25 protein-coding genes are annotated in these 25,301 nt (G+C 67.5%); 6 read left to right on the top strand and 19 right to left on the bottom strand.

Going from position 1 to position 25,301, the window contains the following annotated elements; all coding sequences use genetic code 11:
• Nucleotides 1-294, top strand: a complete 294-nt coding sequence (locus tag IM760_RS09470) for a cytochrome C oxidase subunit IV family protein (protein WP_204428631.1) — start codon at nucleotides 1-3, stop codon at nucleotides 292-294.
• A gap of 30 nt (nucleotides 295-324) precedes the next feature.
• Here IM760_RS09470 and IM760_RS09465 read toward each other — a convergent pair whose 3' ends face one another.
• Nucleotides 325-1,962 carry an FMN-binding glutamate synthase family protein gene (locus tag IM760_RS09465; RefSeq protein WP_204428629.1) on the bottom strand — a complete coding sequence of 546 codons (1,638 nt, stop codon included), beginning with the start codon at nucleotides 1,960-1,962 and terminating at the stop codon, nucleotides 325-327.
• 192 nt (nucleotides 1,963-2,154) lie between these two features.
• Between IM760_RS09465 and IM760_RS09460 the strand changes: the two genes are divergently transcribed.
• Nucleotides 2,155-2,499, top strand: coding sequence for a winged helix-turn-helix domain-containing protein (locus IM760_RS09460; RefSeq protein ID WP_204428628.1), 345 nt, complete (start codon nucleotides 2,155-2,157; stop codon nucleotides 2,497-2,499).
• A 34-nt stretch (nucleotides 2,500-2,533) separates the two neighbouring features.
• On the opposite strand, the gene IM760_RS09455 is transcribed toward IM760_RS09460, so the two are convergent.
• The 3 genes from IM760_RS09455 to IM760_RS19150 all read right to left on the bottom strand — a co-directional run bounded on the left by IM760_RS09455 (nucleotide 2,534) and on the right by IM760_RS19150 (nucleotide 5,366).
• Complete coding sequence (locus IM760_RS09455) at nucleotides 2,534-3,886, bottom strand: DNA recombination protein RmuC (RefSeq protein WP_239549728.1); 1,353 nt, start codon at nucleotides 3,884-3,886, stop codon at nucleotides 2,534-2,536.
• Nucleotides 3,883-4,680 (bottom strand): TatD family hydrolase, encoded by a 798-nt coding sequence (locus tag IM760_RS09450; RefSeq protein WP_204428627.1) that lies wholly within the window; start codon nucleotides 4,678-4,680, stop codon nucleotides 3,883-3,885. The genes IM760_RS09455 and IM760_RS09450 overlap by 4 nt, the downstream gene beginning before the upstream one ends.
• 245 nt (nucleotides 4,681-4,925) lie before the next feature.
• Complete coding sequence (locus IM760_RS19150) at nucleotides 4,926-5,366, bottom strand: con-10 family general stress protein (protein WP_204428626.1); 441 nt, start codon at nucleotides 5,364-5,366, stop codon at nucleotides 4,926-4,928.
• Nucleotides 5,367-5,991: 625 nt separating this feature from the next.
• Here IM760_RS19150 and IM760_RS09440 point away from each other — a divergent pair.
• Nucleotides 5,992-7,167, top strand: a complete 1,176-nt coding sequence (locus IM760_RS09440) for a hypothetical protein (protein ID WP_204428625.1) — start codon at nucleotides 5,992-5,994, stop codon at nucleotides 7,165-7,167.
• A gap of 11 nt (nucleotides 7,168-7,178) precedes the next feature.
• A complete protein-coding gene (locus IM760_RS09435) occupies nucleotides 7,179-7,898 on the top strand; it encodes a ferritin-like domain-containing protein (protein ID WP_204428624.1) in 720 nt (239 codons plus the stop codon).
• 34 nt (nucleotides 7,899-7,932) lie between these two features.
• On the opposite strand, the gene IM760_RS09430 is transcribed toward IM760_RS09435, so the two are convergent.
• The 12 genes from IM760_RS09430 to IM760_RS09375 form a co-directional block, all read right to left on the bottom strand.
• Nucleotides 7,933-8,280 (bottom strand): PilZ domain-containing protein, encoded by a 348-nt coding sequence (locus IM760_RS09430; RefSeq protein ID WP_204428623.1) that lies wholly within the window; start codon nucleotides 8,278-8,280, stop codon nucleotides 7,933-7,935.
• 67 nt (nucleotides 8,281-8,347) lie between these two features.
• Nucleotides 8,348-9,394: a DNA polymerase III subunit delta' gene (locus IM760_RS09425; RefSeq protein WP_228234171.1), complete on the bottom strand. Its 1,047-nt coding sequence runs from the start codon at nucleotides 9,392-9,394 to the stop codon at nucleotides 8,348-8,350.
• Entirely contained in the window at nucleotides 9,385-10,011 is a 627-nt protein-coding gene (gene tmk, locus IM760_RS09420) for a dTMP kinase (protein ID WP_204428621.1), read from the bottom strand. The genes IM760_RS09425 and tmk overlap by 10 nt, the downstream gene beginning before the upstream one ends.
• Nucleotides 10,008-11,066 carry an endolytic transglycosylase MltG gene (gene mltG / locus IM760_RS09415; protein ID WP_204428620.1) on the bottom strand — a complete coding sequence of 353 codons (1,059 nt, stop codon included), beginning with the start codon at nucleotides 11,064-11,066 and terminating at the stop codon, nucleotides 10,008-10,010. Before mltG ends, tmk begins: the two co-directional genes overlap by 4 nt.
• Entirely contained in the window at nucleotides 11,066-11,857 is a 792-nt protein-coding gene (gene pabC, locus IM760_RS09410) for an aminodeoxychorismate lyase (protein WP_204428618.1), read from the bottom strand. Before pabC ends, mltG begins: the two co-directional genes overlap by 1 nt.
• Nucleotides 11,854-13,092: a beta-ketoacyl-ACP synthase II gene (gene fabF, locus IM760_RS09405; RefSeq protein WP_204428616.1), complete on the bottom strand. Its 1,239-nt coding sequence runs from the start codon at nucleotides 13,090-13,092 to the stop codon at nucleotides 11,854-11,856. Before fabF ends, pabC begins: the two co-directional genes overlap by 4 nt.
• A 160-nt stretch (nucleotides 13,093-13,252) precedes the next feature.
• Nucleotides 13,253-13,486 (bottom strand): acyl carrier protein, encoded by a 234-nt coding sequence (acpP, locus tag IM760_RS09400; protein ID WP_008928079.1) that lies wholly within the window; start codon nucleotides 13,484-13,486, stop codon nucleotides 13,253-13,255.
• A gap of 185 nt (nucleotides 13,487-13,671) precedes the next feature.
• Nucleotides 13,672-14,406, bottom strand: coding sequence for a 3-oxoacyl-ACP reductase FabG (gene fabG / locus IM760_RS09395; protein WP_204428614.1), 735 nt, complete (start codon nucleotides 14,404-14,406; stop codon nucleotides 13,672-13,674).
• Between the two features lie 20 nt (nucleotides 14,407-14,426).
• Nucleotides 14,427-15,362, bottom strand: coding sequence for an ACP S-malonyltransferase (fabD, locus tag IM760_RS09390; RefSeq protein ID WP_204428612.1), 936 nt, complete (start codon nucleotides 15,360-15,362; stop codon nucleotides 14,427-14,429).
• Between the two features lie 104 nt (nucleotides 15,363-15,466).
• Nucleotides 15,467-16,480 (bottom strand): phosphate acyltransferase PlsX, encoded by a 1,014-nt coding sequence (gene plsX, locus IM760_RS09385; protein ID WP_204428611.1) that lies wholly within the window; start codon nucleotides 16,478-16,480, stop codon nucleotides 15,467-15,469.
• Nucleotides 16,481-16,622: 142 nt separating this feature from the next.
• On the bottom strand, nucleotides 16,623-16,817 hold the full coding sequence (gene rpmF, locus IM760_RS09380; RefSeq protein WP_204428609.1) for a 50S ribosomal protein L32: 195 nt from the start codon (nucleotides 16,815-16,817) through the stop codon (nucleotides 16,623-16,625).
• Between the two features lie 18 nt (nucleotides 16,818-16,835).
• On the bottom strand, nucleotides 16,836-17,369 hold the full coding sequence (locus tag IM760_RS09375) for a YceD family protein (RefSeq protein ID WP_204428607.1): 534 nt from the start codon (nucleotides 17,367-17,369) through the stop codon (nucleotides 16,836-16,838).
• Nucleotides 17,370-17,519: 150 nt separating this feature from the next.
• Here IM760_RS09375 and IM760_RS09370 point away from each other — a divergent pair, with 150 nt between their 5' ends.
• Nucleotides 17,520-18,113: a Maf family protein gene (locus IM760_RS09370; protein ID WP_204428605.1), complete on the top strand. Its 594-nt coding sequence runs from the start codon at nucleotides 17,520-17,522 to the stop codon at nucleotides 18,111-18,113.
• A gap of 210 nt (nucleotides 18,114-18,323) precedes the next feature.
• Here IM760_RS09370 and sppA read toward each other — a convergent pair whose 3' ends face one another.
• The 3 genes from sppA to IM760_RS09355 are packed head-to-tail and all read right to left on the bottom strand — an operon-like array spanning nucleotide 18,324 to nucleotide 20,928.
• Nucleotides 18,324-19,292, bottom strand: a complete 969-nt coding sequence (sppA, locus tag IM760_RS09365) for a signal peptide peptidase SppA (RefSeq protein WP_204428603.1) — start codon at nucleotides 19,290-19,292, stop codon at nucleotides 18,324-18,326.
• Between the two features lie 2 nt (nucleotides 19,293-19,294).
• Nucleotides 19,295-19,978 carry an HAD-IA family hydrolase gene (locus tag IM760_RS09360; RefSeq protein WP_204428601.1) on the bottom strand — a complete coding sequence of 228 codons (684 nt, stop codon included), beginning with the start codon at nucleotides 19,976-19,978 and terminating at the stop codon, nucleotides 19,295-19,297.
• Entirely contained in the window at nucleotides 19,975-20,928 is a 954-nt protein-coding gene (locus IM760_RS09355) for an RluA family pseudouridine synthase (RefSeq protein WP_204428599.1), read from the bottom strand. The genes IM760_RS09360 and IM760_RS09355 overlap by 4 nt, the downstream gene beginning before the upstream one ends.
• 649 nt (nucleotides 20,929-21,577) lie before the next feature.
• Here IM760_RS09355 and rne point away from each other — a divergent pair.
• Nucleotides 21,578-25,123 carry a ribonuclease E gene (gene rne / locus IM760_RS09350; RefSeq protein WP_204428597.1) on the top strand — a complete coding sequence of 1,182 codons (3,546 nt, stop codon included), beginning with the start codon at nucleotides 21,578-21,580 and terminating at the stop codon, nucleotides 25,121-25,123.
• Nucleotides 25,124-25,301: the final 178 nt, after the last annotated feature.

Here is a 25,301-nt window from a genome sequence, read left to right as displayed (position 1 = left end):
ATGAACACGCCACGCCCTGACCGGACCCCGGCCTCCGCCACCGGCCGCTTCGTGGCCCTCTACGTGGTGCTGCTGGTGCTGCTGGCGGCCAACCTGGCGGGTACCCTGCTGCCGCTGGGCCCCTGGGCCATTCCCGCCCGGCTGGCGGTGGCGGCCACCATGGTGGCGGTGATCGCCACCACCTTCATGCGCCTGCGCCAGGGCACCGTGCTGGTACGGCTGGTGGCGGTGATGAGCCTGCTGTGGATTCTGTTTCTGTTCGTGCTCACCTTCGCCGACTTTCTGACCCGCTGAACGGCCTTTCCGACTGCGCTGTAAGGGCTTCTATTTGTGATGAAGGGGCCCCACCGGCCGGCGCGGGCGGAAGCTGTCCGGGTCGGCGGCGTGCCACCACTCGCCGTAGACGGTGTCTTCCGGCGCGTCCAGCAGCACATTCGGTTCCAGAAAGTCGTACATCTTGTCCAGGGTCATCAGCTCGGTGGTGCCGCGCCGGTGCATCAGATGCCGGGGCAACAGTTCGCCGGGATGCTCCAGCCCCGCCGCCGCGATGATCTCGGCCAGATGTTCCAGGGTGTGGCGCTGGAAGTTGGCCACCCGGGGCGCCTTGTCGGCCACCACCAGACCGCGCTGGCGGCTGGGGTTCTGGGTGGCCACGCCGGTGGGACAGCGGTCGTTATGACAGCTCTTGGTCTGCACGCAGCCCAGGCTGAGCATGAAGGCGCGGGCCGCGTTGCACCAGTCCGCGCCCAGCGCCAGGTTGGCGGCCAGGGTATAGGCGCTGTACACCTTGCCGCTGGCCGCCAGCCGCACCCGCGAGCGCAGGCCGGTGCCGACCAGGGCGTTGCGCACCATCAGCAGGCCCTCGCGCAGCGGCAGCCCCAGATGGTCGGAAAACTCCTCCGGCGCCGCGCCGGTGCCGCCCTCGGTGCCGTCCACCACGATGTAGTCCAGCTCGATGCCGGAATCGAGCATCGCCTTGCACAGCGCCAGCACTTCCCAGGGATGGCCCACGCACAGCTTCACGCCCACCGGCTTGCCGCCGGAATCCTCGCGCAGGGCGGCGGCGAATTCGAGCAGCTCGCGGGGCGTGGAAAAGGCGCTGTGCCAGGCCGGCGAGCGGCAATCCTCGTTCATGGGAATCTTGCGGGTGTCGGCGATCTCGCGGGTGATCTTGGCCGCCGGCAGCACGCCACCGTGGCCCGGCTTGGCGCCCTGGCTGAGCTTGATTTCGATCATCTTCACCTGATCCAGGGTGGCCTGCTCGCGGAACAGCCCCCGGTCGAAGTGCCCGTCCCGGTCCCGGCAACCGAAGTAGCCGCTGCCGATCTCCCACACCAGGTCGCCGCCGTGCCGACGGTGGTAGGGACTGATGCCGCCCTCGCCGGTGTCGTGATAGAAGCCGCCCCGCCGCGCGCCCAGATTGAGCGCCTCGATGGCCGGCGCGCTCAGTGAACCGAAGCTCATCGCCGACACGTTCAGCAACGCCGCCTCATAGGGCTGGCTGCAGGCCTCGCCGCCGACCCGCACGCGGAAATCCGCGTCCGGTTTCCGCCGCGGTGCCATGGAATGGGCCAGCACCTGGAACTCGGCGTCGTAGGCGTCCAGGTCGCTGCCAAACGGCTTCACGTCCACCTGGTCCTTGGCCCGTTCGTAGATCAGCGACCGCATATCCCGGTTGTAGGGCCGCCCTTCCCGGTCGTTCTCCACGATGTACTGGCGCAGGAACGGCCGCAGAAATTCGAAGAACCAGCGGAAATGGGCCAGTAGCGGGTAGTTACGCAGCAGCGTATGGCGGGACTGGATCAGGTCCCAGAGACCACGCAGGCCGAGCACGCCGAACACCGCCAGGGCCGCCCAGGCCCAGGGCGATCGCGACCAGCGCCACGCCGCCACCGCCGCCACGGCGGTGCACACCCAGACCAGAACCAGAGCTCCGAAACGCGCCGGTGCGGTTGTACTCATGAACGCCTCGCTCCCCTTCGGAAAGATCCATCAATTCTATTGACAGTTTTCCCCGAGCCTAACGCAAAACCGGCTCCGCGGCGCACCACAAAAGTAAAGGGTAGTAAACACCACGCCCTCGTGCCAGCGCCCCCGCCGCTGGACTACACTCTGCGTTCATTGTGTACGGCGACGAGGCAGACCCGAACGTCCATGGCCAATTACATCAAGCTGCGCGCCCGTCTGATGCGCGACGACGACATCGCCTTCGGCCCCGGCAAGGCGCAACTGCTGGACGCCATTGAACGCACCGGCTCGATTTCCGCGGCGGCCCGCGAACTGGGCATGAGCTACCGGCGGGCCTGGCTGCTGGTGGACACCATGAACCGCTGCTTCCGGGAACCACTGGTGCATTCCGCCCCCGGCGGCAAGCACGGCGGCGGCGCCGAGGTCACCGAAGCCGGCCGGCGCATTCGCCAGCGTTACCGGGAGATGGAACAGGCGCTGCGTGATCTGGCCGACGACTTCGAAAAAAGCCTGGAGAACGAACTGAGCTGAGGCCCGGCGGCCACACCGTGCCAGCCGTTCAGGATCAAGCGTCCGGCCCCCGGTCCTCGCCTTCTTCCTCGTCGTCACCGTCATCCACCCTCGCCGGGAGCGCCCGGCGCGCCTTGGCGCCCAGCTCGTGCAGCTTGTGGGCCTGGCCGAGCAGGTTGCCGCGCCCCTCGGTGAGCCGTTTGTAGGCGGTTTCCCAGGAATCGTGGGCGCGGTCGATCTTGTCGCCCACGTCCGCCAGGGACTCGCTGAGACGGGTGATCTGGTCGCAGATCAGGCCGGCCCGGTTGGCGATGTCCAGGGCGTTGCGGTTCTGGTACTCGTAGCGCCAGATGTTCTGGATGGTCCGCAGGGTGACCAGCAGAGTGGTCGGGCTGACCAGCACGATATTGCGCTCATAGGCTTCGGTGTAGAGCCCCGGGTCCGCTTCCATGGCGGTCATGAAGGCCCCTTCCACCGGGATGAACAGCAGCACGAAGTCGAGGCTGCGCACCCCTTCCAGATTGCCGTAATCCTTGATGTTGAGGCCCTTGATGTGGGCGCGCAGGGATTGCAGGTGCTGGTCGCGGCTTTCCCGCCGGGTGTCGTCGTCCTCGGCGCTGACCAGGCGCTCGTAGGCCACCAACGACACCTTGGCGTCGATCACCACGTCCTTGTCCTCCGGCAGATGGACGATGGCGTCCGGCAGGCGGCGGCCGCCGTCCTCGCTTTTCAGGGCCACCTGGGTATCGTACTCGCGGCCCTTGGTCAGGCCGGAGCTTTCCAGCACCCGTTCCAGGATCATCTCGCCCCAATTGCCCTGGGTTTTCACCTGGCCCTTGAGCGCCTGGGTCAGGTTGCGGGCATCCAGATGCATCTGCTGGTTCAGGCTTTTCAGATGCTGGAGCTGCTCGGTCATGGCCGCCTGGGCGCGGGTGTCGTCGCTGTGGATCTGATCCACCCGGCGGCGGAATTCGGCCAGCTGCTCGCGGAACGGATTGAGCAGCGTGTCCAGCCCCTGCCGGTTCTTCTCCTCGAACTGCTTGCTGCGGTGCTCGAAAATCCTCGCCGACAGGTTCTCGAACTCCTGTTTAAGCTGCTCGCGGCTTTGCTCCAGAAACGCCAGCTTGTCCTGCTGGCCGGCCAGCCGTTCCTCCAGGCGCGCCTTGTCGGCGCGGGCCTGGGCGTACTGGCCCTGCATGTCCTGCAGCTGCCGCTCCAGGGCGCCGGCCCGCTCCTGCTCGCGGGCCAGTTCGCGGCCGCGCGCCTCACCGTCGTGCAGCGCCTGGTCCCGCTCCCGGGCCAGCCGGTTGAGCGGCGCCCGGGTCACCAACAAGGCCACCAGGGCGGTGACCACCACCGCCAGGGCCACCGCCAGCGCCAGTTGCATCGGGTCGCTGAGTCCGTTCATGCCGCCGCCTTACTGAACAGGGTATAGAAGTTATCGCGGGTGACCCGCGCCACCTCCGCCACCGGCAGCGCTTTCAAGTCAGCCACGCATTCCGCCACCCGCGCCACATGGCGGGGCTCATTGGGTTTGCCCCGGAACGGCACCGGCGCCAGCCAGGGCGAGTCGGTTTCGATCAGCAGGCGCTCCAGGGGCAGCGCGCGCACGGTGTCGCGCAGGGCCTCCGCGTTGCGGAAGGTGACGATGCCGGAAATGGAAATGTAGAACCCCATCGCCATGGCCTGTTCGGCCATGTCGGTGTCCTCGGTGAAGCAATGCAGCACGCCGCGCACCTCGCCGCCACCGTGCTCGCGCAGCAGCGCCAGGGTGTCCTCCTTGGCGCCGCGGGTATGAATCACCAGCGGCAGGCCGGTGCGGCGGGCGGCCTGGATGTGCGCCACGAAGCGGCGTTGCTGCCATTCGCGCTGCTCCTTGGCGTAGAAGTAATCCAGACCGGTCTCGCCGATGGCCACCACCCGGGGGTGGTCCGCCAGGCGCACCAGTTCGTCCGCGTCCGGCTCGCGGGATTCCTTGTAGAGCGGATGCACGCCCACGGTGGCGTGCACGTCCGGATGGCTTTCGGCCAGGTCGCGTACCCGTGGAAAGGTTTCCAGATCGACGCCGATGCACAGCATATGGGAAATACCGTCGGCGCGGGTGGCCGCCATCATCGCCTGGAAATCGCCGTCGTAGGCGTCCAGGTTGAGCCGGTCCAGATGGCAGTGGGAATCCACCAGGTCGAGGGAAACGTCGGGCATCGCGGAGGGCTCCTTGTCGGCCGGTTGAAGCGGGTTCCACGGCGGGAACGGGCGATGCCAAGGGTAGCGACGCCGGGCCGCCTTGGCCAGTCCCGCACATCGGCCCGGACCGGCCAGAAAAGAAGGCCGCGCGCCCCTGTTCAACGGCGCGGAAACGGCGCGCATAAAAAAAGCCGCCCGGTTTGGCACCGGGCGGCCCTTTCACCGCGCGGCGTTGCTCCGCGCGGTACGTTCACGACACCGTATCAGGAGCGGCGGCCGCCACCGTGGCTGCGCTGACCGCCCTTGCGGCCGGCTTCCGCCGCCCGTTGCGGGTCGTTCTTGAAGTTGCCGGAACTGTGCTCACCGCCTTTTTCGCCGGCCTCGGCGGCCAGTTCCCGGTCGTTCTTGAAATTGCCGGGGCTGTTTTCACCGCCTTTTTGACCGGCTTCAGCGGCACGCTCCGGGTCATTCTTGAAGTTGCCGGGGCTCATCTCACCGCCCTTTTCACCGGCTTCGGCGGCACGCTCCGGGTCGTTCTTGAAATTGCCCGGGCTCACTTCACCGCCTTTCTCACCGGCGTCGGCGGCCCGTTCCGGATCATTCTTGAAATTGCCGGGGCTTTCCTCGCCGCCTTTCTGGCCGGCGCGGGAAGCGCGTTCGCGGTCCTCGGCAAAGTTTCCTGAACCTCCACGATGTTCAGCCATGATGTCTCTCCTTGAAGTTTTCGATCCTTGAAGTTTCCAATCCTTTGGAAGTTTCCAGTCCTTTGGTTCACCGGGCGCTGTGAACGACCGGTGAACTCAAGCTAGTCCCGCTGGCGCCGCAGTCAAAGCCCCCTACCCGGAGGTTTTACAACCGACGGTCCGCGCCTTCCCCGGACCGGTGTTTTTCTGGTACGTCCCCTCCAGTCAAAAGTATGACTTTCCAGCCTCAACAAGCGGGATTTTCGTGATGCTTTTGGCGTTTTGTTCGCTTGATCGCAGTTCTAGAAGATCAAATTTTTTCAGCTTTCGGGCCCAGGCGTCGTGGCCGCTCAGGCCTTGTATTGAGGGGCGCGCGGTACGTTCAGATCACTTGGTAAAAATGTCGTTTAAGATTCGCAACGGACGTTGCTTGTTCGGAAACACGCTGTCTATCATGCCTTTGCGCGTGCCGGTCTTCACGGACGAATCACACTCAGCGTGTGAGGGCGGCCAGGGATGGCCATCGGCATCCGGCGACTCAGGGACGTGTGTTCGCCGGAAGTGACGGAGACAGGGAAGTTTCCGTCACCTGCGTTTTCCTTCCATCGCAGCAACCCATCGCCATTGCAAACGCCAGGGAGGCGCCATGGCCACCATCACCAACCTGCTGGACGCCAAGGGCACACCGCTCGAACAACAGCGCTTCAGCTGGAACGACATCAACAGCACGCCGATCAGCAAACTCGACGACGACGCCTTTACCCGGGTGCGCGTCATTCTCATGAATGGCATTGAGACCGACGCCCTGCGGCTGAAGCACATGGGCGCCCGTTTCCACAAGGAGTTGCGCCTGCCGCTGGCACGGGTACGACGGGTCGAGCATCATCAGCAAACCACCATCAACTGGTTGCTGTCCGCCGACCACTCCCCGCTGGAAACCACCATTGCCTATGAGCAGGTGGCCATCGAGGTCACCGCCGCGGTGGCCCAGAACGAGCCGGATCCCTACCAGGCGCAGACCTACCGGTTCGGTCTGCTGGAAGACTTCGACCATCTTTACCGCTATGCCGCCATGCTGGACCGGCTCGAAGGTAAGGATGCCAACAACATCCTGCAGAGCTATACCGACATCATCCCCGGTCGTCCGACCAGCCAGCACCATCGGGATCCGCACGACGATCTGCGCGAGCACTACGACGGCGGCCAGGCGGATCTGATCACCAAGATCCATGCCGCCATGATCACCGCCGCCGAATACCAGACCCACGACTACTACATGAACATCGGCCCGCTGTTCGCCGATCCGGTGGCGCGGGCCCTGTACGCGGAAATCGCGTCGGTGGAGGAACAGCACGTCACCCAGTACGGCTCCCTGATGGACCCGGGCGAGACGTTCCTGGAGAAGTGGCTGATCCATGAGGCCATGGAAGCCTACAACTACCTGGGCTGCCTGGAGCAGGAGGACAATCCGCGCGTCAAACGCATCTGGGAGCGTTTTCTGGACTACGAGCTGGGCCACCTGCAGCTGGTCCGCGAGCTGTTCAAAAAGTACGAGCGCCGCGATCCGGAAGAGGTGCTGGGAGGCACCCTGCCCGCTCTGGTGGAGTTCAAAAGCCAGCGCGACTTCGTGCGCCGCGTGGTGTCCGAGGAAGTGGACCTGCGCGCCCATGGCATCGACTACGTACCCCGCGACCAGGAAAGCGACCAATCACTGCTTTATCGTGACACCATGAATGTGAACGGCGTTCCCGCCGACACCGTATCCGCCGGCTACCAATGGTCACCGGGTACGGAACAGGCACGCCGCAAGAGCAACGGATAAGGAGATCCGTCATGACCGATTCCGCCCCTCTCGGTATCAACCGTACCGGCGTTCAGATGTCGCCGGAAAAAAGTCAGGACATGCGCCGGATCGCGGAGCAGACCCCCGCCGACGTGGCCGGCGGTCCGCGCGAATTGTCGGAAGCCCGCGCCGCCGAAGCCCTGAAAGCCGGCCGCGCCGGCTCGGTGGCGCCGCCGGGCTCCGCCAAGGGTGTGCTCAAGGCCGGCGCCAAGAAAATGACCGGTCAGAATCCGGAGCTGCTGCTCGACAAGCTGGGCCAGCGGCTGGCGTTCGAACGCACCGGCGTACGCCTCTATGAGGCGCTGATCGCCAAGGCCACCGCCCTGGGCCTGGAGCAGCCGGTACGTCAGGCACTGGCCCGCTTCCGCGACGAAGAGGCCGAGCATATGGATCTGGTGGTTCAGGCGGTGGAGTCCCTGGGCGCCGACCCGACCACCATGACGCCCAGCGCCAACGTGGCCGGCGTGGTCGGGCTGGGGCCGCTGCAGGTGATCACCGACGCGCGGACCAACTTCATGCAGAGCCTGGACGCCCTGCTGTCCGTCGAGCTCACCGACAACGCGGCCTGGGAGTTGCTGATCGAACTGGCGGAAACCGCCGGCCAGGAAAGCATGGCGACCCACTTCCGGCACGCCCTGAAGCAGGAGGAATACCACCTGGAGACGGTGAAAGGCTGGATGCGTGACACCAGCCTGGAACAACTGCGCTGATCCGGAGCCGGCCTGACGGCGGCCGCTGGACGGATTACATGGTGTGGGTGGGTCGGTCGGACTGCAACGCGCCGGCCAGATGGTTCTCGATGGTGCGGCGGGCGGTGTCGTCCTGGTCGGAGAACTGCACGCCGATGCCGGCGGTGCGGTTGCCCTGGGCGCCCTGGGGGGTGATCCAGACCACCTTGCCGGCCACCGGAATCTTGTCCGGCTCGTCCATCACGTTGAGCAGCAGGAAGATTTCCTCGCCCAGCTGATAGTCCTTGTCGGTGGGTATGAACAGGCCGCCGTTGGTGATGAACGGCATGTAGGCGGAATACAGTGCGGCCTTGTCCTTGATGCTCAGGGACAGGATGCCGCTGCGGCCTCCGGGCATTTTCATGTGTGTTTCCCCCCCTATGGGCGCCCCGGCGCCCTTTTTTTGCACGCCGATTCGGCGTTCAAGCAGATTAGAAGCCGCTGGCGGAGGCGTCAACGCCCACCAGGATCAGCAGCCACTGCTCCATCAGCAATTCCTTGTTGGGGTTGGCGCCGGCCAGCAACTGGCGCCGCCCCTCCATCACCCGCCGGGCGGCGGCCAGCAACCGGGCCGGCGGCACCTGGGCGGCCAGCTGCCGCAGCAACGGTTCCACCTTGGGGTCGGTGACGGTGGCCGGGTCGGCCTCGCCGCCCTCCTCGCCCAGCGCCGCCAACACCGCCGCCCGGGCCAGCCAGCCGTACAGCACGCCGGCCATCACCCGGGGGTCCTGGCCGGCCAGCACCTGCCCGGCCTGGGCCGGCGAGGCGCGCCCGCGGGCCACGGCCAGCAGCTGGCCGGCCAGTTGTTCCCGGGCGGCGAACCAGTCCGCCTCCTGCAGCGCCAGGGCCCGCAGCGGCGCCCCCTGGGCGGCCGCCAGCAGCGCCGCCGCCTCGTGCTCACCGGTCTGCGGCGTCAGCCAGGCCAGCGCCGCCTCCCCCGGTGGCAACGGCAGGTGGCGCTGCTGGCAACGGCTGCGAATGGTGGGCAGCAACAGGCTCGGCTGGTCGCTGACCAGAATCAGCACCAGCCCTTCGCCGGGCTCCTCCAGGGTTTTCAGCAGGGCGTTCTGGGCACTGCGGTTGAGCCCTTCCGCCGGGGCGATCAGGGCCACCCGGGCACCGCCGTACTGGGCGGTGCGGCCGGCGAATTCCAGCAGCCGGCGCACCTGGTCGATCTTGATGGTGTTGGAGCCCGGCTCCGGGGCCAGGGTCTGGAAATCCGGGTGGGTGCCGGCCACGCTCAGGTGGCAGCCGTCGCATTCCCCACAGGCCAGGCCGGCGGCGGGTCGCTCACACAGCAGCGCCTGGGCCAGCGCCTGGGCCAGCCGGTACTTGCCAATGCCGGCGGCGCCGGCCAGCAGCAAGGCATGGGGCAGCCGGCCCCGGGCGTGCTGGTCCAGCAGCCGCTGCATCTCGTCCCGGTGCCAGGGACAGGGCACCTGAATCGGCGCCCGTTTCGCCGATGCGCTTACCGCCACCGCAGCATCTCCTGAAGATGGGTATCCAGTTCGGCGCGAACCGCGTCCAGTTCGGCGCCGGCGTCGATCAGCCGGAACCGCTCTGGCTCCGCCGCCGCCCGCTCAAGGTAGCATTGCCGCACCCGCTCGAAAAAGGCCACCGTCTCCCGCTCGATGCGGTCCGGGCTGGAGCGCTTGCCGGCGCGGGCCATGCCCTGGGCCACCGGCACGTCGAACAGCAGCGTGCGGTCCGGCGTCAGGCCGCGCAGCACCAGCGATTCCAGGGCCGCGATGGCGGCCGGGTCAAAGCCCCGTCCGGCGCCCTGGTAGGCCCAGGTGGCGTCCATGAAGCGGTCGCAAAGCACCCAGTCGCCACGGGCGAGGGCGGGACGGATCAGCGCCTCCAGATGCTGGGCACGGGCGGCGAACACCAGCAGCAGTTCGGTGCTGTCAGCCATGGTTTCGGCGCCCGGGTCCAGCAGTACCGCGCGGATGCGCTCGGCCAGGTCGGTGCCGCCCGGCTCCCGGGTCACGGTCACCGGCACGCCGGCCTCGCGCAGGCGCTCCGCCAGCCAGGCCAGGTTGGAGCTCTTGCCGGCGCCCTCGCCCCCTTCCAGGGTGATGAAGCGGCCGGTCATCGGGACGGCTCCGGGCGCGAGCGGTAGTCGGCGCGGCGCTGCAGCTGGAATTCCCGCACCGCCCGCTGGTGCTCGGCCAGGGTTTTGGAAAACTTGTGGCTGCCGTCGCCCCGGGCCACGAAGAACAGGTCCTCGGTGGGCGCCGGGCGCACCGCCGCCAGGATCGAGTCGCGGCCGGGCATGGCGATGGGCGTGGGCGGCAGGCCGCTGATCACATAGGTGTTGTACGGGGTGGCCCGGCGCAGGTCGGAACGGCGGATATTGCCGTCGTAGGCCTCGCCCATGCCGTAGATCACGGTGGGGTCGGTCTGCAGGCGCATGCCCCGCCGCAGGCGGTTGATGAACACCCCGGCGATGCGGCCGCGTTCGTCGGGCACCGCGGTTTCCTTCTCGATGATCGAGGCCATGATCAGCGCCTCGTAGGGGCTGTTGTAGGGCAGATCGTCATCGCGGGACAGCCAGGCGTCGTCGAGCAGCCGGCGCTGGCGCTCCAGGGCCCGTCGCAACAGGGCCAGATCCGTGGTGCCACGGGTGTAGAAATAGGTTTCCGGCGCGAACCAGCCCTCCGGGTGGGTATCCGGCAGGCCCAGGCGGGCCATGATCTGCTCGCCGCTCAGTTCACCCAGGGTGTGCTCGATGCCGTCCTTGCTGGCCAGCAGCGCCCGCCACTCGCGGAAGTTCCAGCCCTCCACCAGGGTGACGCTGCGCTGCAGCACCTCGCCCCGGTCGATCATCTCCAGCAGGGTCAGCAGGGAGTCACCGGGGGCCAGCTCGTATTCACCCACGTGCAGGCGGCCGTCCAGGTCGGTGAAGGCGCTGTACAGGCGCGCGCCCCAGCGGCGCAGGCGCGCCTCGCCGGGGTCACCCAGCAGCCCCCGGCCACGCAGGTCGGCCAGCATGCCGTTGAAGGACGCCCCCCGCTCCACGTTGACCACCACCGGTTCGTTCATCGGCAGCGGGCGGTGCAGCCAGCTGCTCACCCAGAAACCGGCCAGCGGCACGCCGATCAGGACGAGCAGTACCAGCAGACCGAACACTCGAATTTTTCGGCGCATTATTGAAAGAGGTGATCCAGATCCCGTTGAAATCGTCGTACCGGCTCGGGCACCGGCCAGACCCATTGCGCCAGTTTACGCACCGGCAGCACGCCCACAACCGCATTGCTGAGAAAAACCCCGTCGGCGGCGCGCAGATGTGACAACGGCCGCATACGCACATCGATGCACCAGCCGTCGGCGGCGGCCCGTTCCAGCAGCCAGGCGCGGGCCACCCCGGCCACGCCGGCGCGCTCCAGGGACGGCGTCCACAGGGTACGGCCGAACACCGCGAACAGGTTCATGGCGGTGGCCTCCACCGGGCGCCGCCATTCGTCCAGCATCAGCCCCTCGTCCCAGCCCGCCGCCGCCACTTCCCGGCGCCCCAGCACCTGGGGCAGCCGGTTGAGATGCTTGCAACCGGCCAGCGGGTCCAGGCCCAGGGGCGTATCGCACACCCCCAGTTGCACGCCCTGCTCGCGCTGGGCGGCGGTCCACGGCGGCAGGCCGCCGCGTCGCGCGAACAGGGTGGGCGTGGGGTCATCGGGAGGCAGGTAACCGCGGCCGCCGGGGCCCCGGGTCAGGGTCAGCTTGAGCACCCCGGCGCCGGTGTCTCCGGCCAGGGCGTCGGCCCGGCACCGTTCCAGGGCCGCGCCGTCCACGGGAATACCGAGGCGGGCGGCGCCGTCCAGCAGCCGCGCCCGGTGGCGCGGCCACAGCGGCGTGTCGCCGGCGGCGGAGACCCGCAGGGTCTCGAACAGGCCGTCGCCATAGGCGAGGCCCCGGTCGTCGCTGGCGACCGCGCCGTTCACACCTTGCGGAACAGCAGTGAACCGTTGGTGCCGCCGAACCCGAAGGAGTTGGACAGCGCCATGTCGATGGTCCGCGCCTGGGCCTGGTTGGCCACCAGATCCAGGTCGCAGCCTTCGTCCGGGTTGTCCAGGTTGATGGTCGGCGGGGCCACCGAGTCGCGCATGGCCAGCAGGGTGAAGATCGCCTCCACCGCGCCGGCGGCGCCGAGCAGGTGGCCGACCATGGATTTGGTGGAACTCATGGCCAGCTTGTGGGCGTGGTCGCCGAAGATTTTCTTGACCGCGTGGATCTCGATCAGGTCCCCCACCTTGGTGGAGGTGGCGTGGGCGTTCACGTAGCCGACCTCGGCGGGGTCCACGCCGGCGTCCCGGAAGGCGTTGCCCATGGACAGGGCGGCGCCGGCGCCGTCCTCGGAGGGCGCGGTCATGTGGTAGGCGTCGTCGCTCACCCCGAAACCGATCAGCTCACCGTAGATCCGGGCGCCCCGGGCCTTGGCGCGCTCGTACTCTTCCAGCACCAGGGCGCCGGCGCCGTCGGACAGCACGAAACCGTCCCGGTCCCGGTCCCAGGGCCGGCTGGCGGCCTGCGGATCGTCGTTGCGGGTGGACAGCGCCCGGGCGGCGGCGAAACCGCCCATGCCCAGCGGCGTGGAGCCCTTCTCCGCGCCACCGGCGATCATCACGTCGGCGGCGCCGAGCTGGATCTGCTGGGCCGCGAAACCGATGTTGTGGGTGCCGGTGGTGCAGGCGGTGACGGTGGCGAAGTTGGGGCCCTTGAGGCCGAACAGAATCGCCAGGTTACCGGCGATCATGTTGATGATGGTGCTCGGCACGAAGAACGGCGACAGCTTGCGGGGGCCGGACTCCAGCAGCTTCTGGTGGTTTTCCTCGATGTTGGTGAGGCCACCGATGCCGGAGCCGATGGCGGCGCCGATGCGCTCGCCGTTTTCCTTGTCCATCTCCAGGCCGGAATCACGGATCGCCTGAATGGCGGCGACCATGCCGTACTGCACGAACAGGTCCATCTTGCGCGCTTCCTTGGGGGACAGGTACTCCTCCAAGGCGAACTCCGGCACCAGGCCGGCGAATTTGGTGGCGAAGGCTTCGGTGTCGAAATGCTCGATCGGACGGATGCCGCTGCGGCCCGCCAGAATGCCTTCCCAGGTGCTGTTCACGTCGGCGCCCAACGGCGTCAGCATGCCCAGACCGGTGATTACTACTCGACGTCGTGTCACCTGATTTCCTCCCGACTCGGAAGCGCGCCACGCGGCGGCGCGATTCCCACTGTAGCCGCGTCACCGCGCCGGGGGCACGGTAGGACGCTAACCGAAAAAAAACCGCAAGCCCGATGAGCCTGCGGTTTTCTGGCTGTCTGTTCGTCGGCCGCGATCGGTATCAGCTATGCGCCTTGATGTAATCCACGGCAGCTTGAACGGTGCTGATCTTCTCAGCTTCTTCGTCGGGAATTTCCGTCTCGAATTCTTCTTCGAGGGCCATTACCAGCTCAACAGTGTCCAGTGAATCGGCGCCCAGGTCTTCGACGAAGGAAGCTTCGGATTTCACGTCTTCCGGCTTGACGCCGAGTTGTTCGACGATGATTTTCTGGACCCGTTCTTCGATGCTGCTCATGATGTTATAACTCTCCTGTTGATGGTGTGCGAGCACCTATGAGCGGCTATTCTAGGTGAACGCCAAACGCGCTTGCAAGCCGCTCTCGATACCCGTCTTCACGGATAAGTTTCCAAATGTTTAGCTTCGGATGCGGGCACGATAGCGTTTTTTTGCCGCCGTGTCCCGCCGTTCGCCTGTTTTTCTCAGCCGGTGAACATGCCGCCGTTGACATGGATCGTGGTACCGGTCACATAACCGCCGCCGTCACTGGCCAGCCAGGCCACCGCGCTGGCCACTTCCGCCGGTGAACCCAGGCGTCCCAGGGGGATGCCGCCGAGCAGCGCTTCGCGCTGCGCTTCCGGCAGGGCATCGGTCATATCGGTCTGAATAAAGCCCGGCGCCACCGCGTTGACGGTAATATTGCGCGAGCCCAGCTCCCGGGCCAGCGCCCGGGTGAACCCTTCCACCCCGCCCTTGGCGGCGGCGTAGTTGGCCTGGCCGGCGTTGCCCATGGTGCCGACCACCGAGCTGATGTTGATGACCCGGCCCCAGCGTGCCTTGGTCATGCCTTTCAGGCAGGCCTTGGACACCCGGTACAGGGAATTCAGGTTGGTGTTGATCACCTCGCTCCACTCGTCCGCCTTCATGCGCAGCATGATGTTGTCGCGGGTGATGCCGGCGTTGTTGACCAGCACCAGCGGCGCGCCGTGGGCTTCGCTGATGTGCTTGACGGTGTCCGCCACGGAGCCGTCGTCGGCCACGTTCATGACCACGCCGGTGCCGCGCTCGCCCAGATAGTCGGCGATGGTGGCGGCGCCCTTCTCGCTGGTGGCGGTGCCCACCACGAACAGGCCGGCGTCGGCCAGCTGCTCGGCGATGGCGCGGCCGATGCCGCGGGTGGCGCCGGTGACCAGGGCGACCTTGCGTTCTTCACTCATGGCTGTGTCCTTGTCCTCAATCAGGCCTGATCGCCGCTCAGGGCCGCGTCGAAGGCGGCGCCGTTTTCCAGCGGCTTGGCGGTCAGGGAACGGTCGATGCGCTTGACCAGGCCGCTGAGCACCTTGCCCGGGCCGCATTCATAGAGGGTGGTGACGCCGTCGGCGGCCAGCGCCTGCACGGTTTCCACCCAGCGCACCGGAGAATAGAGCTGACGGATCAGGGCATCGCGGATGCGCGCCGGGTCGGTTTCCCGGGCCACGTCCACATTATTGATCACCGGCAGTTCCGGGGCGTGGAAATTGGTGTTGGCCAGATGCTCGGCGAGCTGGTCCGCCGCCGGCTTCATCAGCGCGCAGTGGGACGGCACGCTCACCGGCAGGGGCATGGCGCGCTTGGCGCCGGCGGCCTTGCAGGCGGCCACGGCGCGCTCCACGGCGCTGGCCTGGCCGGCGATCACCACCTGGCCGGGGGCATTGAAGTTGACCGCTTCCACCACCTCGCCGTCGGCGGCGTCGGCGCAGGCCTGGCGCACCTGATCGTCGTCCAGGCCCAGGATCGCCGCCATGCTGCCGGCGCCGTCCGGCACCGCCTGTTGCATCAGCTGGCCCCGGGTGCGCACCAGGCGCACCGCGTCACCGAGATTGAGCACGCCGGCGCAGGTCAGCGCGGTGTACTCACCCAGGCTGTGGCCGGCCAGCAGCGCCGGGCGCGGGCCGCCGGCCTGCTCCCACAGCTTCCACAGGGCGACGCCGGCGGCGAGCAGCAGGGGCTGGGTGTTCTCGGTGCGGTTGAGGGCCGCTTCCGGACCTTCCTGGGACAGGGCCCAGAGGTCCAGGTCCAGCGCCCCGGAGGCTTCCTGAAAGGCCTGGCGCACCGGGGTGCGGTCGGCGAAATCGGCCAGCATATTGAGGCTCTGGGAGCCCTGGCCGGGAAAGACGAATGCGGTTTTCGACATGGGGATCCTCTATCGGTGTTCGCCCGTTTGTTCGTGGCCGGCAGTATGCCCGTCCGGGCCGGGCTTGTCCGTTCCCGGCCTGCAACAAAGTATGAACCGGGGTTCTATTCCAGCGGCGCCAGAGCGTCGCGGATCAGCGCCGGCACATTGCGCTCGGCTTCCAGCACCGCCACTTCCAGGGCGCTGGCGAAGCCTTCCACGCTGGTGCCGCCGTGGCTTTTCACCACCACGCCATTGAGGCCCACCAGGCTGGCGCCGTTGTAGCGGTCCGGGTCCATGCGCTTCTTCAGGCCGCCGAGCAGCGGCAGCGCGAACAGGCCGCTGAGCTTGCGCAGCCACGAACGGCCGGCTTCCTCGCGGATCATACCGCCGATCATCTTGGCCACGCCTTCCATGGTTTTCAGCGACACATTGCCGACGAAGCCGTCGCACACCACCACGTCCACGTCGCCCAGGAAGATGCCGTTGCCTTCCACGAAACCCACGTAGTTCAGATCCCCGGCCTGGCTCATCAGGGCGGCGGCTTCCTTGATCTGCTCGTTGCCCTTGATGTCTTCCTCGCCGATGTTCAGCAGCGCCACCTTGGGGCTTTTCTGACCGTCCACGGCGCGCACCACGGCCTGCCCCATCATCGCGAATTGCAGCAGATGCTCGGGCTCGGAGTCCACGTTGGCGCCCAGGTCGAGCATGTGGCAGTGGCCGGAGGCGGTGGGAATGGCGGTGCAGATGGCCGGGCGGTCCACCCCGGGCAGGGTCTTGAGCACGAAGCGGCTCACCGCCATCAGGGCGCCGGTGTTGCCGGCACTGACCGCGGCCTGGGCGCGCCCTTCCTTGACCAGATTGATGGCCACCCGCATGGAGGAGTCTTTTTTCTGGCGCAGGGCCACGGCCACCGGATCGTCCATGGCCACCACTTCGGAGGCCGCCTGCACGCTCAGGCGCGGGTGGGCGTCCAGCTTTTCTTTTTTCAGTTCCGGGGCAAGGGCGCCCGGTTCGCCCACCATGATGACGTGCAGATTGTCATGGCGGGCCAGTATCCGCGCCACGGCGGGCACGGTTACCGGCAGACCGTGATCGCCACCCATGGCGTCCACGGCCAGGGTCACAACCGCTGGCATGGCAAGTATCCTGACTTGACGAAGCGACGGCCATGATAAAGGTGGTCATGGCCCCGAGGGAACCGGGCAACAACAAAACGGGAGCCCTCAGGGCTCCCGTTCCGGTTCGGTCCTGTGACGTCGCCCACGGGCGACGACGGACTTACTCTTCTTCGTCGTCCAGTTCGTCGGTGCGGATCACCTGACGACCACGGTACATGCCGTCCGGAGAGATATGGTGACGACGATGCACTTCACCGCTATTGCTGTCCTCGGTGAGGGTCGGTGCGGACAGGGCGTCGTGGGCACGACGCATGCCGCGCTTGGAACGGGACTTGCGATTCTGTTGAACAGCCATTGCTTGCTCCTCGGCCTGTTACTTGCGGCGGCCCTTGAGGCGGGCCAGCACGGCAAACGGATTATCCGGATTGGTTTGCGTATCGTCCGGGTCACCTTCCGGTTCCGGTTCGGAGCCGGTGGAGGCCGGACGCGGGCACTCGTCGTGCAGGGCCACCAGGGGCAGGGCCAGCAGCAGCTCCTCTTCGAGCAACTCCGCCAGACTCAAACGCTCCTCGGTGACCAGCAAGGGATCCAGGTCCGCCGGCAGCGCCTTGGCCTGATCCTCGCTCCACACCAGCACCAGATCCACGTCGGCGACGACGGGGTGGTGCACCGGTTCCAGACAACGCTGGCAAACCAGTATCAGGGTGGCTTCCACACGACCTTGAACGCGCCCACGGCCGTCTTCATCGCGGCCAAAGGCCAGGGAGACCCGGACCGGCTGATCCTGGCTGTCGCGATATTCCCGCAGACGGGGCAGATCCCCGACCCGGGCTTCGCCTTCGATGACGCGTTCCTGATCCGCGAACTTGCGCGGTTCCAGATACGGTGGCAGTTGCCCTGAAAACATAAGCGCGCAATTCTAGGCGCGGCCCCGCCCTCTGTCAAAGCGAAATTGCGGCGGCCGGCGGATTGTTAACTGATTGAGAAACCGGGTTTTTTCGTGCAGGCGCGCGGCACCGTCGGTACACTTCGCGGCGATTGACCCGCGGAGTAGTCCATGAAAGCACCGTCCCGACCCCTGATCCTGGCTTCCTCGTCCCCGTTCCGCCGCGAAGTCCTCGGCAAGCTGGGGCTGGCGTTCGACCATCATAGCCCGGACATCGACGAAAGCGCCCGGGCCGGTGAACGCCCCACCGGCCTGGTGCTGCGGCTGGCCCGCGCCAAGGCGGACGCGCTGGCCGCGTCCCATCCGGACGCCCTGATCATCGGCTCCGATCAGGTGGCGGTGATCGACGGCGAGGTGCTCGGCAAGCCCGGTGACCACGCCAACGCCCGGGCCCAGCTGCGGCGCGCCAGCGGCCGGCGGGTGACCTTCCTGACCGGCCTGTGCCTGCTGGACGCCGCCTCCGGCCGTCACCAGACCGGCTGCGAGCGCTTCCAGGTGCACTTCCGCACCCTCCGCGACGACCAGATCGAGCGCTATATCGAGCAGGAGCAGCCGTTCAACTGCGCCGGCAGCTTCAAATCGGAGGGCCTCGGCATCGTGCTGTTCAAGGCGCTGGAAGGCCGCGACCCCAACGCCCTGATCGGCTTGCCGTTGATCATGCTCACGGATTTTCTGGCCGCCGAAGGGATCGTCCTGCCGGCCTGAGACGAGTTCAAAGTTACAAGTTAAAAGTTAAAACGCGGGAGAGCACCGTCAGTCGGCGCGGCCCTGCCCGCGTTTTATACGGTGAGGCAAACAACGCGCTTTGCCGGCCAGCGGCCGCGGAAAGGGCGTATGAGTTGCCCGCCCTTTCAACTTTTCACTTTTCACTTTCAACTCGCGGGGGACCGGCACGGCCCGCCCGTCATCGCCGCCCTAGCGAATATTGGGCGCGCCGGCGTCCAGGCCCAGGGACTTGCCCAGGCCGTCGCCCACGGAGACGCCGAAGCGCTTGAGCACCTTGTCCAGGGCCGAGCCGCTGACGGTGTAGTTGACCATCTCGTCCACGCCGGCCACGTCCCGGGCCACCTGCCCCGGGCTCTTGAGACCGTCCACCAGCCCCAGGGACAGGGCCCGCTCGCCGGTCCAGAACAGGCCGGAGAACAGCTCCGGGTGACCCTCCACTTTCAGACGGTCGCCGCGCCCTTCCTTCACCGCGCCGATAAACTGCTGGTGGATCTCATCCAGCATGGTCTGCACGTGTTCCCGGTCCTTCTCGCGCACCGGCGCGAACGGGTCGAGAATGTCCTTGTTCTCGCCGGCGGTGTAGACGCGACGCTCCACGCCCAGCTTCTCGGCGGCTTCCTGCACGCCGAAACCGGCCATGATCACGCCGATGGAGCCGACGATGCTGGCCGGGTCGGCGTAGATTTCGTCCGCCGCCGAGGCGATGTAATAGGCCCCGGAGGCGCCCATGTCGGTGATCGCCGCGTACAGCTTCTTGTCCGGGTACTCCGCGCGCAGCCGGCGGATCTCGTTGTAGACGAAATTGGCCTGCACCGGCGAGCCGCCGGGGCTGTTGATGCGCAGCAGCACCGCCTTGCTGTTGTCCGCCTCGAAGGCGTCGCGCAGGCCGGTGGTGATCAGGTCGGCGCTGGCCGCCGAATCACTCATGATGGCCCCGGTCACGTCCACCACCGCCACGTGCGGCTCGGCCACCGCCAGGGAGTCCCCGGGCCGGTTGGCGGCGAACAGATAGAGCATGGCGAACAGGTAGACAAAGCCCAGGCTCTTGAAGAAGATCCCCCAGCGCCGGCTTTTGCGCTGTTCCGCCTGGGCCTGGCCCAGCAGCTTCTCGATCAGCTTCCACTCTTTGTGGTCCGGTTCCTTATTATAGGGTTCCATCGTCACACTCGTTCCTCGTGGTCAATGTGGGCGCCGATGCCGACCAGCGGCAGCAGCTCCGGCAAGGCGTCGATCACCGCCAGCGGCTGGAACGGGCTGAGCCGCTCCACCGGGTGGGCGCCATAGCTGACGCCGATGCGGTCAACGCCGGCGGCCAGGGCCATTTCCAGGTCGAAGGCGGTGTCGCCCACCACCACGGCCCGCTCCGGACGGACCGCCAATTCCGCCAATAATTCCTCAACCATGGCCGGCGCCGGCTTGGACACGCTCTCGTCCGCGCAGCGGGACGCGTGAAACCAGTGGCCCAGGTCGCTGCCGGTCCACACCCGGTCCAGCCCCTTGCGGCTCTTGCCGGTGGCCACCGCCAGCCGCAGCCCGCCGTCGCGCAGCGCCGCCAGGGTCTCCAGGGCGCCCGGGTACAGCGGGCTGGGCTCCCGCTCGGCGGCCACGAAATGGCGGGCGTAGCAGTCGCACATGCGCCCCACCCCATGGTCGTCGATGTCCGGGTACAGGACACGGATCGCCTCCGGCAGCCCCAGGCCGATGATGCCGCGCACCGCCTCGTCGTCCAGCACCGGCAACGCCAGGTCGGCGCCGGCCCGGTGCATGCACTCGACGATGCGCGCGGTGGAATCCATCACCGTGCCGTCCCAGTCGAAGATCACCAGATCGTAGCGCCCGCTCATCGTTTGTCCGCCTTCAGGGCACCAAGAATGGCCTCGAAATCCTCGTCCAGGGGCGCTTCCACCCGCACCCGCTCCCCGCTTTCCGGGTGCCGGAACGCCAGGGACCGGGCGTGCAGGCACAGCCGGCGCCGGCCCAGCTCGGCCAGCTTGCGGTCGCCGCGCTCGCTGCCGTACTTGTCGTCGCCCAGCAGCGGGAAGCCGCCGAACTGGGCGTGCACGCGGATCTGGTGGGTACGGCCGGTGCCCAGGGTGGCTTCCACCAGGGCAGTGTCGCCGAAGCGCTCCAGCAGGGTGAAATCGGTGATCGAGGGCTTGCCCTCCCGGGACACCCGCACCACCCGCTCGTTGCCCTGCATCAGCTTCAGCAGCGGCGCCTCCATGCGGCGCTCGCCGCCCTTGAAGCCCTGGCAAAGCAGCCAGTAGCGCTTTTCCACCCCGCCCTGCTGCATCAGCCGCTGCAATTTGCGCAGAAAGCCCCGGTGACGGGCCACCATGATGCAGCCGCTGGTGTCCCGGTCCAGCCGGTGCACCAGCTCCAGCTGGGTTTCCTTGGGATAGAGCACGCGCAGCGCCTCGATCAGGCCCAGGCTGACGCCGCTGCCGCCGTGCACCGCCAGGCCGGCGGGCTTGTTGAAGATCATCAGCCGCTCGTCCTCGTACAGCAGCGCCCGGGACAGGCGCTCGGCGAGGCCGTCGCTGACCACCGGCGGCGCCGCCGATTCGCTGGTGCGCACCGGCGGGATGCGCACCACGTCGCCGGTGGCCAGCCGGGTGGTCTGCTTGGCGCGCTTCTTGTTCACGCGCACCTCGCCGGCACGGATGATCCGGTAGATGCGCGAACGGGGCACGCCCTTGAGGTGGACGAACAGGAAATTATCCAGGCGTTGGCCGTCGCGGCCTTCATCGATGGTAATGAAAGTGACGCGATCGGCGGCGGGGGTCTCTGACATGCGGCGATTCTAGGCCCTGTGGGCGCGCTCCGCCAGCCTTGCGTGCGGACTCGAACCCTTCACGCATCAGCAATGTATCTGATTGATCCCATTGCGGTTTCGCTGCTATGATCCGATGTCGGCCAGGGCTGGCCAACGGCGACGCGCAGCGACCATTCGCCGTCGGTAGACCCGAACACCCTGCCAGCCCGCCCGACAAAAGAACCGAACGGACCCTCCGGGTCCGGACGCTGCACGACCCCCGGGGCGGCAACACAACTCCCCCCGGCGGTCGACCGACAACCAACACCGGCGGTGGCAGCATCAGGTCGAAGACAAAACGGCCCGCCCCCGTGGCCGCGCACGACGCGCCCGGGGACGGACCGCATCGGTATACAGACACAGGTTCCGGCGCCCGACGCGCCGGACCAACCGCGAAGCCGATACGACTATCGCCTCGCGAGCGACGCCAACGGCGCAACTTCAACCAGCCCGGAGCACAGGGAAAGGTCGACAACAGGCAATCAGCACCGTCGTGATCGCGCTAGCGCGCCTCTCCTACGGGACGTTCATGCCTGCCAGGCATTTCTTCCGACGCCCGGGCCAGAAGGTCTGATACCGGTATGGATACCGGCCCGCTGCTCGCCGCCACGAACCTTGTGGTAGCACAATGAAACGTATGTTGATCAATGCCACGCACCCCGAAGAGATTCGGGTTGCGCTGGTGGATGGCCAGAGACTCTACGACCTGGACATCGAACACCGCACCCGCGTGCAGAAAAAAGCCAACATCTATAAAGGCAAGATCACCCGCATCGAACCCTCCCTGGAAGCCGCCTTCGTGGACTTCGGCGCCGAGCGCCACGGCTTTCTGCCTCTCAAGGAAATCTCCCGTCAGTATTTCCAGAAGGACCCCAAGGACATCCAGGGTCGCATCAACATCAAAGAGGTGATCAAGGAAGGCCAGGAAGTGATCATCCAGGTGGACAAGGAAGAGCGTGGCAACAAAGGCGCCGCCCTGACCACCTTCATCAGCCTGGCCGGCCGCTATCTGGTGCTGATGCCCAACAACCCCCGCGCCGGCGGCATTTCCCGCCGCATCGAGGGCGAGGAACGCCAGCAGCTCAAGGAAGCCCTGGGCAGCCTGCAGATCCCCGACGAAATGGGCGTGATCGTGCGCACCGCCGGCCTGGGCCGCTCCGCCGAGGAGCTGCAGTGGGACCTCAACTACCTGCTCAAGCTGTGGGGCTCCATCGCCGAGGCGTCCGAGACCCGCAAGGCCCCCTTCCTGATCTATCAGGAATCCAACGTCATCATCCGCGCCATCCGCGACTACCTGCGCAAGGACATCGGGGAAGTCCTGATCGACTCCCAGAAGGTCTACAACGAGGCCCAGGCCTTCGTGCAACAGGTGATGACCGACTTCCAGCACAAGATCAAGCTGTACAGCGACGACACGCCGCTGTTCTCCCGCTATCAGATCGAGTCGCAGATCGAGACCGCCTTCGAACGTGAAGTGAAGCTGCCCTCCGGCGGCTCCATCGTTATCGATCCCACCGAGGCGCTGGTGTCCATCGACATCAACTCCTCCCGCGCCACCAAGGGCGCGGACATCGAGGAAACCGCCCTGCAGACCAACCTGGAGGCGGCGGACGAGATCGCCCGCCAGCTGCGTCTGCGCGACATCGGCGGCCTGATCGTGGTGGACTTCATCGACATGGGCCCGGCGCGCAACCAGCGCGAGGTGGAAAACCGCATGCGCGACGCCCTGGAGGCGGACCGCGCGCGCATTCAGCTGGGCCGTATCTCCCGCTTTGGCCTGCTGGAGCTGTCCCGTCAGCGGCTGCGCCCCAGCCTGGGCGAGACCTCCAGCATCGTGTGCCCGCGCTGTGACGGCCTGGGCCACATCCGCGACGTGAAGTCCCTCGCTCTGAGCATCCTGCGCCTGATCGAAGAAGAGGTGATGAAGGAGCGCACCGGCGAGATCCAGGCCCAGGTGCCGGTGCCGGTGGGCACCTTCCTGCTCAACGAGAAGCGCCAGGTACTGCGCGAGATCGAGGCCAACCACAAGGTGCGCGTGCTGGTGATCCCCAACCCGCACCTGGAAACGCCGCACTTCGAGGTGGAACGGATCCGTGACGACCAGACCACGGACCTGGTCAGCCACGAACTGGAGCTGGTGGAAGGCCACCAGGACCCGGCCGCCCAGTCCGCCCAGGACACCGAGATCAAGACCCAGGAACCGGCGGTGAAACTGATCGCCCCGGACACCGCGCCGCCGCCGCCCAAGCCGCAAGCCGAGAAACCGGAAGCGGCCAAACCGGAACAGGCCGCCAAATCCGCCAAGGCGGCTCCGGCGCCGACGGTGCAGCCCACCAACTTCCTGGCCCGCTTCTTCACCTGGCTGGCGGTGCTGTTCAACGGCACCCCGGAAGAGCAGGCGGCCCGCGCCAAGCGCCGGGACCAGCAGAACGCCAAGCGTCAGAGCGGCCGCGACGACAAACGCGGCGGCCAGCGCGACGACCGTCGCCGTGGCGGCCAGAACCGCGCCAAGGGCGGCAACAACCGGGGCGACCAGAAAGACAACCGCCAGGACAACCGCAACGGCCAGCGTGACGATAAGCGCGGCGGCCCGCGGGACGACCAGCGCAAGAACGCCCGTGACGACGGCAATGGCGACAACGGCGGCCGTGGCCGTGGCCGCAACCGTCGCGGCGGCCGTGGCGGCCGCGGTGGCAACAACGGTAACGGCGACAACGCCCGGGACAATTCTCAACGGGATAATGCGCAACGGGACAATGCGCAACGGGATAACGGCCAGCGCGACGGCAAGCCCTCCGAGCCGAAGACCGACAAGGCGGACGCCAAAGGCGACAACCGCGCCGACAACCGCAACGACAACAAGGGCGGCAAAGCCAAGAGCCAGGACAAGCCCCAGGACAAGGGTCCGCGCAAGGACGACGGCCCCAAGGCCCAGCGCCGCACCGACTCCCGGGACGACCGTCCCCTGCGGGAACGTCAGCGCCCCGGCAAGCCGGAACAGGCCGAGGGCGGCGACCGCCCGCAGCCGGACAACCGTGGTCAGGCCGACGCCCGGCCCCAGGACCAGGACGCCGGCCAGGTTGAGCGCGCCGCGTCCCAGGACGCCCCCGGGCAACCGCCGCGCATGACCTCCGAGGACAACACCCCGGGCCGTGACCAGGAACGGGGCGACAGCCGTCCGCCGCGGGCCAAGCTGGTCCCCGCCGAGGAAGGCGCGCAAAGCGAAGCGCAACCGGCCGCCGCCGACGACGAGTCGCGCCGCAAGCCGACCGCCGGCGAACAGCGCGCCCGGGACACCCAGGCGGTGGAAACCGGCCAGCCGGAAGTGAAACCGGAGCAGGCCGGCACCCCCGCCGACAGCGCGCCGCCCGCCGCCGCACCGGAAGTGCCGGTGAAAGCGGAACAGGACGCCCGCCGGGAGGCCGCCCGCAGCAACCCGGCGGCCCCCGCCGCGGACGCCGCGCCGAAGCAGGCCGAGCCGAAGGCGAAACATGAGCCGGAAGCCCCCGCGCCCAAGTCCGAGGCGGCCGAACCGAAGCCGGAGGGCAATGCGCCCGAGCCGAAGGCTGTTGAACCTGAGCCGAAGGCGGCTGAACCCGAGCCGAAGGCCACTGAGCCCAAGCCGGAGGCCGCTCAAGCCGAACCGAAGGCGGCGGACACCGCGCCCCAGGCCCCGGCCTCCGAACCGGCGCCGTCGCAGCCGAAAGCCGTGGAGCCCGAGCAGAAACCCGCCGAGCCCGCGCCGCAAGCCGCCCAGGCTCAGCCGAAGGCCCCGGAAGCGGCGCCCAAGGCCGCCGACGAGCAGAGCGCGCCCAAGGTGGACGCCGACGCCGATCAGGCCCCGCTGGACGTGACCCCGGCGAACCGCGACCCGGCGCCGGCGCCCTCCCCGGCCGCCGAACCGGCGGCGGACGGCGAGCCGCAGCGGGCCGGCAACGACCCGCGCCAGCGCAATCCGAAGGCGGCACCGCCGCGTCCGGCTCCGGCCCAACCGGCGGCCCCCGCCCCGGCTCCGGAATCGGCCTCCGAGGCGCCCGCCCGGCCGTCGTTCGCCAAACCGGCCCCGGCGCAAATCCCCGCCGGCCGCGCCGGCAACGACCCGCGCCAGCGCCGCCGCGAACAACAGGCGGCGCAAACGCCGGACCAGGGTGAAGACGTCAACCACGACGCCTGATCCCACCGGCCCATAAAAAAAAACCGCCCTTCGGGGCGGTTTTTTTATGCTTCATCGCGCTTGCCGGAAAATCACCGTGGCGTCGAGGCTCACTGCTGAGCGACTCAGGGCGCGACGCCCTTCCGGGACCCTTGAGAACAGGACGTTCGAAAGGGAGCCTACAGGGATGATGAGATGG

This window comes from Alloalcanivorax marinus (assembly GCF_016906305.1).
Classification (GTDB): Bacteria; Pseudomonadota; Gammaproteobacteria; order Pseudomonadales; family Alcanivoracaceae; genus Alloalcanivorax; species Alloalcanivorax marinus.
The sequence above is the reverse complement of the archived record's forward strand: the minus strand, read 5'-3'. Positions and strand labels throughout refer to the sequence as shown.

What these genes read in the sequence shown, in the direction of transcription:
- IM760_RS09440 (WP_204428625.1), top strand. Translation starts at nt 5,992, where the DNA reads ATGGCCACCATCACCAACCTGCTGGACGCCAAGGGCACACCGCTCGAA.
- acpP (WP_008928079.1), bottom strand. Translation starts at nt 13,486, where the DNA reads ATGAGCAGCATCGAAGAACGGGTCCAGAAAATCATCGTCGAACAACTC.
- rpmF (WP_204428609.1), bottom strand. Translation starts at nt 16,817, where the DNA reads ATGGCTGTTCAACAGAATCGCAAGTCCCGTTCCAAGCGCGGCATGCGT.
- IM760_RS09370 (WP_204428605.1), top strand. Translation starts at nt 17,520, where the DNA reads ATGAAAGCACCGTCCCGACCCCTGATCCTGGCTTCCTCGTCCCCGTTC.
- IM760_RS09435 (WP_204428624.1), top strand. Translation starts at nt 7,179, where the DNA reads ATGACCGATTCCGCCCCTCTCGGTATCAACCGTACCGGCGTTCAGATG.
- IM760_RS09465 (WP_204428629.1), bottom strand. Translation starts at nt 1,962, where the DNA reads ATGAGTACAACCGCACCGGCGCGTTTCGGAGCTCTGGTTCTGGTCTGG.
- IM760_RS09360 (WP_204428601.1), bottom strand. Translation starts at nt 19,978, where the DNA reads ATGAGCGGGCGCTACGATCTGGTGATCTTCGACTGGGACGGCACGGTG.
- IM760_RS09430 (WP_204428623.1), bottom strand. Translation starts at nt 8,280, where the DNA reads ATGAAAATGCCCGGAGGCCGCAGCGGCATCCTGTCCCTGAGCATCAAG.
- sppA (WP_204428603.1), bottom strand. Translation starts at nt 19,292, where the DNA reads ATGGAACCCTATAATAAGGAACCGGACCACAAAGAGTGGAAGCTGATC.
- IM760_RS09470 (WP_204428631.1), top strand. Translation starts at nt 1, where the DNA reads ATGAACACGCCACGCCCTGACCGGACCCCGGCCTCCGCCACCGGCCGC.
- mltG (WP_204428620.1), bottom strand. Translation starts at nt 11,066, where the DNA reads ATGCGCCGAAAAATTCGAGTGTTCGGTCTGCTGGTACTGCTCGTCCTG.
- tmk (WP_204428621.1), bottom strand. Translation starts at nt 10,011, where the DNA reads ATGACCGGCCGCTTCATCACCCTGGAAGGGGGCGAGGGCGCCGGCAAG.
- fabG (WP_204428614.1), bottom strand. Translation starts at nt 14,406, where the DNA reads ATGAGTGAAGAACGCAAGGTCGCCCTGGTCACCGGCGCCACCCGCGGC.
- IM760_RS09460 (WP_204428628.1), top strand. Translation starts at nt 2,155, where the DNA reads ATGGCCAATTACATCAAGCTGCGCGCCCGTCTGATGCGCGACGACGAC.
- IM760_RS09455 (WP_239549728.1), bottom strand. Translation starts at nt 3,886, where the DNA reads ATGAACGGACTCAGCGACCCGATGCAACTGGCGCTGGCGGTGGCCCTG.
- IM760_RS09450 (WP_204428627.1), bottom strand. Translation starts at nt 4,680, where the DNA reads ATGCCCGACGTTTCCCTCGACCTGGTGGATTCCCACTGCCATCTGGAC.
- IM760_RS19150 (WP_204428626.1), bottom strand. Translation starts at nt 5,366, where the DNA reads ATGGCTGAACATCGTGGAGGTTCAGGAAACTTTGCCGAGGACCGCGAA.
- IM760_RS09375 (WP_204428607.1), bottom strand. Translation starts at nt 17,369, where the DNA reads ATGTTTTCAGGGCAACTGCCACCGTATCTGGAACCGCGCAAGTTCGCG.
- rne (WP_204428597.1), top strand. Translation starts at nt 21,578, where the DNA reads ATGAAACGTATGTTGATCAATGCCACGCACCCCGAAGAGATTCGGGTT.
- plsX (WP_204428611.1), bottom strand. Translation starts at nt 16,480, where the DNA reads ATGCCAGCGGTTGTGACCCTGGCCGTGGACGCCATGGGTGGCGATCAC.
- IM760_RS09355 (WP_204428599.1), bottom strand. Translation starts at nt 20,928, where the DNA reads ATGTCAGAGACCCCCGCCGCCGATCGCGTCACTTTCATTACCATCGAT.
- fabD (WP_204428612.1), bottom strand. Translation starts at nt 15,362, where the DNA reads ATGTCGAAAACCGCATTCGTCTTTCCCGGCCAGGGCTCCCAGAGCCTC.